Origin of the sequence: Nonomuraea sp. NPDC050691 (assembly GCF_040654455.1) — a bacterium.
Lineage (GTDB): Bacteria > Actinomycetota > Actinomycetes > Streptosporangiales > Streptosporangiaceae > Nonomuraea.
Genome location: NZ_JBFAIA010000244.1, coordinates 1 through 10,053, shown reverse-complemented (window position 1 = coordinate 10,053; position 10,053 = coordinate 1). Strand labels below are relative to the sequence as shown.

At 72.8% G+C, this 10,053-nt stretch carries 11 protein-coding genes; 7 read left to right on the top strand and 4 right to left on the bottom strand.

All coding sequences use genetic code 11. From position 1 onward, the window contains the following. On the bottom strand, positions 1 to 306 hold a 306-nt coding region (locus AB0H81_RS41520; protein ID WP_358386965.1), incomplete at its 3' end, for a PucR family transcriptional regulator ligand-binding domain-containing protein. A gap of 93 nt (positions 307 to 399) precedes the next feature. On the opposite strand from AB0H81_RS41520, the gene AB0H81_RS41515 reads away from it, so the two are divergent. The 3 genes from AB0H81_RS41515 to AB0H81_RS41505 all read left to right on the top strand — a co-directional run bounded on the left by AB0H81_RS41515 (position 400) and on the right by AB0H81_RS41505 (position 4,333). Continuing rightward, a complete protein-coding gene (locus AB0H81_RS41515) occupies positions 400 to 2,595 on the top strand; it encodes a molybdopterin cofactor-binding domain-containing protein (protein ID WP_358386963.1) in 2,196 nt (731 codons plus the stop codon). A 66-nt stretch (positions 2,596 to 2,661) separates the two neighbouring features. Further along, positions 2,662 to 2,895 (top strand): EF-hand domain-containing protein, encoded by a 234-nt coding sequence (locus tag AB0H81_RS41510; RefSeq protein WP_358386960.1) that lies wholly within the window; start codon positions 2,662 to 2,664, stop codon positions 2,893 to 2,895. Between the two features lie 52 nt (positions 2,896 to 2,947). Further along, a complete protein-coding gene (locus AB0H81_RS41505; RefSeq protein ID WP_358386957.1) occupies positions 2,948 to 4,333 on the top strand; it encodes an NCS2 family permease in 1,386 nt (461 codons plus the stop codon). On the opposite strand, the gene AB0H81_RS41500 is transcribed toward AB0H81_RS41505, so the two are convergent. Beyond that, on the bottom strand, positions 4,330 to 5,325 hold the full coding sequence (locus AB0H81_RS41500) for an excalibur calcium-binding domain-containing protein (RefSeq protein ID WP_358386955.1): 996 nt from the start codon (positions 5,323 to 5,325) through the stop codon (positions 4,330 to 4,332). The two genes, AB0H81_RS41505 and AB0H81_RS41500, sit on opposite strands and share 4 nt — an antisense overlap. Before the next feature lie 171 nt (positions 5,326 to 5,496). Between AB0H81_RS41500 and ald the strand changes: the two genes are divergently transcribed. Beyond that, complete coding sequence (gene ald, locus AB0H81_RS41495) at positions 5,497 to 6,621, top strand: alanine dehydrogenase (RefSeq protein WP_358386953.1); 1,125 nt, start codon at positions 5,497 to 5,499, stop codon at positions 6,619 to 6,621. Positions 6,622 to 6,676: 55 nt separating this feature from the next. Here the strand turns inward: ald and AB0H81_RS41490 are convergent, their stop codons facing one another. Next, positions 6,677 to 7,246, bottom strand: coding sequence for an XRE family transcriptional regulator (locus AB0H81_RS41490; protein ID WP_358386951.1), 570 nt, complete (start codon positions 7,244 to 7,246; stop codon positions 6,677 to 6,679). Between the two features lie 103 nt (positions 7,247 to 7,349). Between AB0H81_RS41490 and AB0H81_RS41485 the strand changes: the two genes are divergently transcribed. Continuing rightward, complete coding sequence (locus AB0H81_RS41485; protein WP_358386949.1) at positions 7,350 to 8,078, top strand: amino acid racemase; 729 nt, start codon at positions 7,350 to 7,352, stop codon at positions 8,076 to 8,078. Between the two features lie 6 nt (positions 8,079 to 8,084). On the opposite strand, the gene AB0H81_RS41480 is transcribed toward AB0H81_RS41485, so the two are convergent. After that, positions 8,085 to 8,792, bottom strand: a complete 708-nt coding sequence (locus AB0H81_RS41480) for a DUF3105 domain-containing protein (protein WP_358386947.1) — start codon at positions 8,790 to 8,792, stop codon at positions 8,085 to 8,087. A 136-nt stretch (positions 8,793 to 8,928) separates the two neighbouring features. On the opposite strand from AB0H81_RS41480, the gene AB0H81_RS41475 reads away from it, so the two are divergent. Beyond that, positions 8,929 to 9,624, top strand: coding sequence for a DUF305 domain-containing protein (locus AB0H81_RS41475; RefSeq protein WP_358386945.1), 696 nt, complete (start codon positions 8,929 to 8,931; stop codon positions 9,622 to 9,624). A gap of 94 nt (positions 9,625 to 9,718) precedes the next feature. Beyond that, a partial coding sequence (locus AB0H81_RS41470) for an NAD(P)-binding protein (RefSeq protein WP_358386942.1) occupies positions 9,719 to 10,053 on the top strand: 335 nt, incomplete at its 3' end.

The following is a 10,053-nucleotide window of genomic DNA, read 5'->3' as shown; positions in this document are numbered from 1 at the left end:
GACCCAGGCGGCCGGCACGTCGTCCGGTGAACGGAGGACGAGCTGGGCGATCGAGCCGGCGCCCCACGCCGGTTTCAGGAGGACCGGCGGGGTCACCCCGGCCTCCACGAGCGCCGCGACGAAGCGCGCCGAGTCGGCGTGGCCGTGCCGCCACATGAGCCCGGTCAGCACCAGCTCGCCGCCCGACAGATAGCGCCCGGGGTCCGGCAGGTCGGTGATGTGGACGCCGCGGAACGCGGTGTCCGGGTCGCCGGTGAGCAGCCCGAGCCGCAGCCTCTCCACCGCCAGCAGCTCACTGATGCGCACTTGGAGGAATATACAAGTCCGCAGGTCGAGTGCGGACCCGGATTTCACTCGCCGCGCATTGGAGGGCCGCCACGGCGGTGCTCTACTCGAAGGATGACCGAGACCAGCACCGGGACCCGCGCCGCGGTGTGGGGCGTCGGCGCGAGCGCCCCGCGTCCCGACGCGACGCTCAAGGTGACGGGCGAGTTCGCCTACGCCTCCGACCTGTGGCTCGACGGCATGGTGTGGGGGGTGACGCTGCGCAGCCCGCACCCGTCGGCGTGGATCCGCTCGATCGACCTCGGTCCCGCCCTCGCGATGCCGGGGGTGCTCGCCGCGCTCACCCACGAGGACGTGCCCGGCGAGAAGTTCTACGGCCTCGACGTCAAGGACCAGCCGGTGCTGGCCGTCGACGAGGTGCGCTACCAGGGCGAGCCGGTGGCGCTGGTGGCCGCCGACCATCCGGAGACGGCGCGGCGGGCCGCGGCGGCGATCGTCGTGGACTACGAGGTGCGGCCGGCGGTTACGGACCCGCGCGAGTCGCGTGACGTCGTGCGCCACCAGCCGGTACGGCTGGGCGACACCTTCGAGGCGGAGGTCGTGGTCACCGGCGAGTACGAGGTGGGCATGCAGGACCAGGCGTTCCTGGGCCCGGAGTCGGGGCTCGCGGTGCCGGCCGAGGACGGCGGCGTCGACCTGTACATCGCCACCCAGTGGCTGCACGTGGACCGCGACCAGCTCGCGCCCTGCCTCGGCCTGCCGCCGGAGAAGGTGCGGCTGACGCTGTCGGGCGTGGGCGGCGCGTTCGGGGCCCGCGAGGACCTGTCCATGCAGGTCCACGCCTGCATGCTGGCGCTGCGGCTGGACCGGCCGGTCAAGATCGTGTACGGGCGGGAGGAGTCGTTCTTCGGCCACGTCCACCGGCACCCCGCCCGCATGCGCTACGAGCACGGCGCCACCCGCGACGGCCGTCTCGTCTACGTCAAGGCCGACATCCTGCTCGACGGCGGCGCCTACTGCTCCTCCTCCCCCGCCGTCGTGGGCAACGCCGCCTCGCTCGGCGTCGGGCCGTACGAGGTGCCGAACGTGCGGGTGGACGCGACCGGCGTCTACACCAACAACCCGCCGTGCGGGGCGATGCGCGGGTTCGGCGCCGTGCAGGCGTGTTACGCGTACGAGTCGCAGATGGACCGGCTGGCCGAGGCGTGCGGGCTGTCGCCGGTGGAGATCCGGGTGCGCAACGCGGTCTCCCAGGGCTCGTCGCTCATCACCGGGCAGGTGATCGACTCACCGGCGCCGCTGGCCGCGATGCTGCGCGAGCTCGAAGCGATACCGATGCCCGTGGAGCGTTCCGGCTCCGACCTGCGGGGGCTGCCGGGCGGAGTGTCCCAGACCACGCACGGCGAGTCGGTACGGCGGGGCGTCGGCTACGGCGTCGGCATCAAGAACATCTGCTTCTCCGAGGGCTTCGACGACTACTCGACGGCCCGGGTGCGGGCCGAGCTGGTCGCCGGTGAGCCGCACGTGACCGTGCACACCGCGGCGGCCGAGGTCGGCCAGGGGCTGGTGACGATCCAGGCGCAGATCGCGCGCACCGAGCTCGGCGTCGAGCACGTGACGGTGGCGACGGCCGACACCACGGTCGGCTCGGCCGGGTCGTCCTCGGCATCGCGCCAGTCGTACGTGACCGGCGGCGCGGTCAAGGCCGCGTGCGAGGCCGTACGGGCCCGCTTCGAGGGGCTGCCCGCGCGGGAGGCGCTGGAGAAGTTCGGGCCCGTCGAGGAGACGCGCGAGTACCGGCACCGCCCGACGTACCCGATGCACCCGGAGACCGGGCAGGGCGACTCGCACACGCAGCTCGCGCTGTGCGTCCACCGGGCCGTGGTGGACGTGGACGTGGAGCTGGGCCTGGTCAGGGTGGTGGAGCTGGCGGCCGTGCAGGACGTGGGCCGGATCCTCAACCCCGCGGCGCTGGAGGGGCAGATCCACGGCGGCTCGGCGCAGGGGCTGGGGCTGGCGCTGATGGAGGAGATCCAGGTGCGCGACGGCCGGGTGCTGAACCCGTCGTTCACCGACTACCTGATCCCCACGATCCTCGACATGCCGCCCATGCGGCTGCGGATCCTGGAGAACCCGGACCCGGCGGCGCCGTACGGGCTGCGCGGCGCGGGCGAGCCGCCGACGCTGTCGTCCACGCCGGCCATCGCGGCGGCGGTGCGGGCGGCGACGGGACGCGAGTTGACGCGTGTTCCCATCAGACCCGAAGATATCGCCTTGTTCTGGGACCGGTCCGACGACGCGGTCCGCTGAAGGGCCCGGACCTGCGGCGAGATCATTCGCGGCGCCCCGTCCGGGCCGGCGACGGGGAGGAATCCGATGGCTGACGCGCGCGAGGCCGCCAAGGCGGAGTTCGAGCGGTTCGACACCGACGGCGACGGTCTGCTGACCGCGGCCGAGATCCGGCAGGTCAACCAGGCGCTGGGTGGCCAGGGCGTCACCGACGAGGAGGTCGAGGCGTTCATCGCGGCGGCCGACAGCGACGGCGACGGCCGGATCGGGCTGGAGGAGTTCGTCGCCCTGCTGGGCGGCGGCCGCCACGAGAAGGCATGATCGCCTCTCTCGCCGGGTAGGGCATCCGCAGTCCCCCTGACCGCGAGGGGGGATGTCCGTGCTGGACAGGGTGTTCGAGCTGAAGGCGCGGGAGACGACCGTCGCCCGCGAGGTGCGCGGCGGGATCACGACCTTCATGGCGATGGCCTACATCGTCCTGCTCAACCCCATCATCCTGGCCGGCGCCCAGGACGTGACCGGCGCGCGGCTCACGATCGCGCAGCTCACCACCGCCACCGCGCTGGCGGCGGCGGTCAGCACGCTGCTGATGGCGTTCGTGGGCAACGCGCCGTTCGGGCTGGCGGCCGGTCTCGGGCTGAACGCGGTCGTGGCCTACCAGGCCGCCCCGTACATGACCTGGGCGCAGGCGATGGGGCTGGTCGTGCTCGAAGGCGTGGTCATCATCGTGCTGGCCGTCACGGGTCTGCGCACGATCATCATGAACGCCATCCCGCTCGCGCTCAAGCACGCGATCAGCGTGGGGATCGGCATGTTCATCGCGCTGATCGGGCTGGTCGACGCGGGGTTCGTGGCCAAGGGGTCGGGGACGCCGGTGCAGCTCGGCTCGACCGGCCACCTGGCGGGCTGGCCGGTCACGCTGTTCTCCTTCGGACTGCTGCTGATGATCGTCCTGTACGTCCGGCGGCTGCCGGGCGCGATCCTCATCAGCATCATCGTCACCGCGATCCTGGCGGTGATCGTGAACGCGGTGGCCCGCGTGGACCCGCGCTCGTGGGGCGTGGTGCAGCCGCGGGTGCCCGAGCGGCTGATCGCGCTGCCCGACTTCGGGCTGGTGGGCCAGGTCGACGTGTTCGGCGGGTTCGTCCGGGCGGGGGTGCTGACGGCCTCCGTGGTGCTGTTCACGCTGGTGCTGTCCGGGTTCTTCGACGCGATGGGCACGATCATCGGCGTCGCCGACGAGGCCGGGCTGGTGGACGAGCAGGGCCGCGTGCCGCGGCTCGGGCGGATCCTCACGGTCGACGGGGTCGCCGGCGTGATCGGCGGGGCGACCAGTTCGTCGGCCAACACGGTGTTCGTCGAGTCGGCGGCCGGTGTGGGCGACGGCGCGCGGACCGGCCTGGCCGCCGTCGTGACCGGGGCGCTGATGGGGTTCACGCTGCTGTTCACGCCGCTCGCCGGGGTGGTGCCCGCCGCGGCCGCGGCCCCGGCGCTGGTGCTGGTCGGCGCGCTGATGATGACGCAGAGCCGGAACGTGCCGTGGGACGACCTGGAGATGGCCATCCCGGCGTTCCTCACGATCGCGCTGATGCCGTTCACGTACTCGATCACGAATGGGGTGGGCGCGGGCGTGGTCTCGTACACGCTGATCAAGGCCGCGCGGGGGAAGTTCGGCGAGATCCCGTGGCTGCTGTGGGTGGTGTCGGCGATCTTCCTGGCGTACTACGCGATCGACGCCCTGGAGGGGTGGGCCGCCTAGCGGATGTCGGCGGGGTTGCAGGCCACGCCGTTGCCGTCCACGTCGGTGTACCAGGTGTACTCCTCGTGGACGCCCCTGGTGTAGGGGCCGAAGCCGGCGGCCACGGCCTCCTTGCAGCTCGCGTACTTGTGGTCGGGGGTGCGCCGCCCGCCTGTCGTGGTGTTCGTGCCGCCGGGGGTGCCGCCGGTGGTGGTCGCGGGGTTGGTGGCGGGGTTCGTCGCGAACGGGTCGGTGACGCCGGTGCCCGGGGTGCTCTGGGTGCCCGGGTTCGTGGCGCCCGGGGTCGTGGCGCCGGGGTTCGTGGCGCCGGGGTTTGTGGCGCCGGGGTTTGTGGCGCCGGGTGACGGCTGGCCCGCTCCTGGCTGGTCCGTGCCGGGCCCGCCGGTGCCCGCGGGGTTGGGCTGGCCGGTCGCGGGCGGGCTGCCGAGCAGGCGGGCGACCAGGGCCTCGGCCTCCTGCTTGGTGAAGCCCGCGATGCTCAGGCTGTCGCCGTCCATGGTCTCCGTGACGATGGGCGCCGCCACCACGGTGCGGGGCACCAGCACGACGGCGATCTGCCGCTGGTTGGGCACCATCTCGTCGATGAGCGCCACCACCTTGTCCTTGAACTTCGGCGCGATCGCCAGGCGTACCGAGTAGGTGCCGTTCTTCTCGCGCACCGGCTCGATCCGCTGCACGGAGTCGACCGTGACGCCGTCCTCCAGCAGGTAGCAGGTGGTCTGCCGGTCGTCGAGCGCGGCCTCGGCGCCGGGGCACGGCGCCGGCTTCTGCTCCCGGATGGGGGCGAAGTGGAGGGGCGTGGGCAGCCGCTGGGGCGGGGCGCCGCCGAGTAACGGCGTGTCGGGGCTGCGCGTCATGAGGACGGCGACGGTGCCGAGCACGCCCGCGATCACCACGACCAGGACGAGCGAGACGATCAACACGATGGTGGTGAGCCGGCTGGCCTGCGGCTCCTCCGGGACCGCTGGTGGCGGTTCCTCCGGCTTGTCCATCCTTGGCGACCCCATCCCTGACGTACGGGCTGCCGGTGAGCTTAGCGAGGAGGAGCGGCACCCAGGTAATCAGACGCAGATTCCCTGGTCCGTCCTGGGATAAGGCGGGTTTTCGAGGAATAAGGAGGGGATGGCGGCGATTCCGTCCGGCTGACGAAACGAGGGCAGGTCATGAAGGTCGGCGTTCCCCGCGAGGTCAAGGACAACGAGTACCGCGTCGCGCTCACCCCGGCGGGCGTCCACGAGCTGGTGCGCAACGGGCACCAGGTCTTCGTCGAGAAGGAGGCGGGCGTCGGCTCCTCCGTCCCGGACGTCTACTTCGAGTCGGCGGGGGCCGTGATCCTGAACACGGCGGACGAGGTGTGGGCCGAGGGCGACCTGGTGCTCAAGGTCAAGGAGCCGGTGGCCGAGGAGTACCACCGGATGCGCAAGGGGCAGATCCTGTTCACGTATCTGCACCTGGCGGCCTCCCGCCCCTGCACCACGGCGATGCTCGACTCCGGGGTCACCGGCGTCGCGTACGAGACCGTGCAGGCGGACAACGGCGCGCTGCCGCTGCTCGCGCCCATGTCGGAGGTGGCGGGCCGGCTCGCGCCGCAGGTGGGCGCCTATCACCTGATGCGCTCCGGCGGCGGGCGCGGCGCGCTCATGGGCGGCGTCTCCGGCGTGCGCGCGGCGAACGTCGTGGTCATCGGCGCCGGGGTGTCCGGCATGAACGCGGCGGCCATCGCCCTCGGCATGCAGGCCGAGGTCGTGCTGCTCGACCGCAACATCGACAAGCTGCGCCAGGCGGACCTCATCTACCAGGGCCACTGCCAGACGATCGCCTCCAACACGCTGGAGGTCGAGCGCGCGGTCCTGGAGGCGGACCTCGTCATCGGCGCCGTGCTGGTGCCGGGCGCGCGGGCGCCCAAGCTGGTGACCAACGATCTGGTCAGCCGCATGAAGCCCGGCTCGGTGCTGGTGGACGTCTCCATCGACCAGGGCGGCTGCTTCGAGGACTCCCGGCCGACGACGCACGCCGAGCCGACCTACCGGGTCCACGAGTCGGTGTTCTACTGCGTGGCCAACATGCCCGGCGCCGTGCCGCACACCTCGACGTACGCGCTGACGAACGTGACGCTGCCGTACGCGCTGGCGATCGCCGACCTGGGGTGGCGGCGCGCCATGCATCTGGACCCGGTGCTGGGGCGGGGGCTGAGCACCCACGAGGGTCACCTGGTGAGCCGCCCGGTGGCCGAGGCCCACGGCCTGGAGTGGACGCCCCCCGAGGACGTCCTCGGCCGCGCCGCCTAGCCCACGCGAGCGCCTGCCCCCCGGACGCGCCCGGCCCTCGGAGGCGTCCCGGCCGTCAGACGTGTTCCATGACGAAGAGCGCGCTGGTGTCCGGGGCGAGGGCGTCGAAGATGTGCGGCACGTCGCCGGGGTAGGTCACGTAGTCGCCCGGCCGCAGCTCGACCGGCTCCTCCGCAGGGCCCGCCAGCGCCCGTCCGGAGGCCAGGACGACGTGCTCGACCGTGCCGGGCGGGTGCGGCGCGGACAGGCGGGGCTCGCCGGGCCGGGCCGTGACCCGGTACAGGTCGCGGCGGGCGTTCGGCGGGCACGAGGCCAGCAGGGCGGCCGTGTAGCCGGCGACCTCCGAATGCGCGGCGGGCCCCTCCCCCGCCCGGAGGACCCGCGTGGCGGGCCGCGGCGGGTCGACGAGCCGGCTGAACGGCACACCCAGCGCGGTGGCCAGCGCCCAGAGCGTCTCGACGCCGGGGTTGCCGGCGCCGGACTCGATCTGGGAGAGGGTGGACTTGGCGACGCCGGCCCGCTTGGCCAGCTCGCTGAGGGACAGGCCGGCGCGCTCGCGCTCGCGGCGTAGCGAGGCGGCGATCACCGCGATCAGGCCGGGCTCACCGGCGGGGCGGCTGTCCAAGGCGTTCGCCCTCCTGGACGCTCGTTCGGTTTGACGAACAGCGCGATGCTGGTCCACTCTGACGATACAGCCGTTCGGCAGACCGAACACCGGAGGGAATCCCATGCCCCACCTCGGCATCCTCGCGCACAGCACGGAGGGCGCGGCGCTCTGCTTCCTGGACTACTGCCAGGAGGGCTTCCGCCGCACCGGCCGCAACGAGCATCCGGACGTGACGCTCGACTACATCGCCCTGGGCCGCAGCATGCCGGCCTGGGACTCCGGCGACCACGCGGCCGTGCGGCGCACCCTGGCCGTGAGCGTGGACCGGCTGGAGCGGGCCGGCGCCGCCTTCTTCGCCTGCCCGGACAACACCGCCCACCTCGCCCTCGAACACCCGGGCGCCGGCCTGGCGCTCCCCGGCCTGCACATCGCCGAGGTGGTCGCCGACCGGGCGGCGGCCGAGGGGCGGCGGCGCGTCGGCGTGCTCGGCACGCGCTACACCATGGACGGGCCCCTCTACCCGCGGGCGCTGGCCGCGCGGGGCATCGCCGCCGAGATCCCCGAACCCGCCGACCGCGAGACGGTCAACCGGATCATCTTCGAGGAACTCGTCAACGGCGCCTTCACGGACGCCTCCCGGGGAGAGTACGTCCGCGTCATCGAGCGGCTCGCCGCGCGCGGCTGCGACGCCGTCGCGCTGGTCTGCACGGAGATCCCGTTGCTCGTCACGCCGGAGGTCTCACCGCTGCCGACACTCGACTCGACCCGGCTGCTGGCGCGGGCCGCCTACGAGGTGGCCGTGGGCGAGCGGCCGCTGCCGACGTGGCGCGGCGGCCCGCTCACGGCCTGAGAACGGCTACTTGCTCTGGGTGGGGCTGGCCGTCGGGGCCAGGGTCTCCATCGGCTGCTGCTGGCCCTTCGGCTCCGGCGGCAGCGGCGCCTGGTCGGCCGTCGTGGTGATCGCGTCAGGACCGCCGCAGATGGCGCCCGGCTCGGGGGTGTCCTTGCCGTTCTGGAACTTCTTGATGAACGCCGGCAGCTTCGGGTCGTCCGGCTTGTCCAGCTTGAGCTGGTGGCCCCAGGAGGAGACCACGATCGGCGACGGCAGGTTGGGGTACGGGCTCATCAGCATGAAGTCCTGCTGGCCGGTGCTGGTGGCCACGGCGCGCAGCGCGTCCACCTGCTGCTTGGGCAGGTCCGGCCGGTAGGTGATCCACACGGCGCCGTGCTCCATCGAGTGGACGGCGTGCTCGTTGTGGATGGGCTTGGAGTAGATGTCGCACAGCTGCCAGTAGTTGTTGTGCTGGCCGCCGACGGGCGGGGTCTCCTTGTACGACACCGCGGGCCACACGTGCTGGCCCGCCTCGTAGGAGTAGTTGGAGACCGCGTCGAGCGAGGTCTCGCGGGCCTGCTTGACCAGGTAGAAGCCGACCACGCCGACCAGCAGCACGACGACGAGGCCACCCGCGCCCCACATCATGAACGCCGCGCGCCGCTCCTTGCGCTTCTGCTCGGCGCGCATCTTCTGCAGATGCTCGCGCCGCGCCTGCGCCTTCTCCTTCATCCGTCCTCCATCGGCGTGCCAACTCCGGGGTCACCCTATGCCCTGAAATCGTATGGGGAGAATAAGGCGGGTCTAAGCCGTCGATCACCGGCGAAGGCGGGGATCCGGTGCCCCGGGTGGGTACGCTGGACACGCCATGGACAACCCCGAATCTCCGGCAAGGCCCGATTTCCCGGAAGGGCCCGCATCTCCGGCAAGACCCGCCCGGTCCGCGAGCAGCGCGCTGCTCGCCGGCTGCGCCGTCCTGATCGTCGCCGCGGCGGCCCTCTTCCTCCTGTTCGGCCGGGGCGGCACGCCCGCCGACGCCTCCCCCGAGGCCGGGTTCGCCCGCGACATGGCCACCCACCACGCGCAGGCCGTCGACATGGCCTTCACGATCAGGGACGAGAGCCGGTCCCGGGAGATCCGCAACCTGGCCTACGACATCATCACCACCCAGTCCAACCAGCGCGGCATGTTCATCGGCTGGCTCCAGCAGTGGGGGCTCGACCAGGCCACCGACCTGCGGCCCATGGCCTGGATGAACGGCCACGGCCACGGCGGCGGCACCGCCGCGCAGCCCGGCGTGATGCCCGGGATGGCCACCCCCGAGGAGCTGGCGAAGCTCAAATCCCTCACCGGCACGCAGGCCGAGGTGCTGTTCCTCCAGCTCATGATCCGCCACCATGAGGGCGGCGTGCAGATGGCCGAGGGGCTGCTGCGGCTGTCCGACCGGGAGGAGGTCGCCGACATGGCCGAGAAGATCGTCAAGGGTCAGTCGGGCGAGATCAAGCTCATGACCGAGCTGCTCAAGGCCCGCGGCGCGCAGCCCCTTCCCACCATCCTCAAATGACCCTCCGCGCGGGCGGCCCGCTCCTGTCTCGGACGACACCGGGCACAGGCGGCCCGCGCCCGTCCCGGACGACCTCACGGGTGAGCGGCCGGCGGTGAGCGGCCGGGCGGTCGTCGTCGGGTCGGGCCCGAACGGGCTCGTCGCGGCCGTCGCGCTGGCCGCGGCCGGGCGCGAGGTGGTGCTGCTGGAGGCGGCCGAGCGGTTCGGCGGCGGGCTGCGCTCGGAGGAGCTGACGCTGCCGGGCCGTGTCCACGACGTGGGGGCGACGGTCATGGCGCTGGCCCTGGCCTCGCCCGCGTTCCGGGAGCTGGGCGTGGAGCGCCTGGTGGAGTTCGCGCACCCGCCCGTGGCCCTCGCCCACCCCTTCGACGACCGGCCGGCGGCGCTCGTGCACCGCGACGCCCGCCGTACCGCCGAAGGGCTGGGCGC

Bases quoted from the DNA above. Each gene is read 5' to 3' on its own strand.
- AB0H81_RS41510 (WP_358386960.1), top strand. From the start codon at position 2,662: ATGGCTGACGCGCGCGAGGCCGCCAAGGCGGAGTTCGAGCGGTTCGAC.
- AB0H81_RS41505 (WP_358386957.1), top strand. From the start codon at position 2,948: ATGTCCGTGCTGGACAGGGTGTTCGAGCTGAAGGCGCGGGAGACGACC.
- ald (WP_358386953.1), top strand. From the start codon at position 5,497: ATGAAGGTCGGCGTTCCCCGCGAGGTCAAGGACAACGAGTACCGCGTC.
- AB0H81_RS41515 (WP_358386963.1), top strand. From the start codon at position 400: ATGACCGAGACCAGCACCGGGACCCGCGCCGCGGTGTGGGGCGTCGGC.
- AB0H81_RS41485 (WP_358386949.1), top strand. From the start codon at position 7,350: ATGCCCCACCTCGGCATCCTCGCGCACAGCACGGAGGGCGCGGCGCTC.
- AB0H81_RS41500 (WP_358386955.1), bottom strand. From the start codon at position 5,325: ATGGACAAGCCGGAGGAACCGCCACCAGCGGTCCCGGAGGAGCCGCAG.
- AB0H81_RS41475 (WP_358386945.1), top strand. From the start codon at position 8,929: ATGGACAACCCCGAATCTCCGGCAAGGCCCGATTTCCCGGAAGGGCCC.
- AB0H81_RS41480 (WP_358386947.1), bottom strand. From the start codon at position 8,792: ATGAAGGAGAAGGCGCAGGCGCGGCGCGAGCATCTGCAGAAGATGCGC.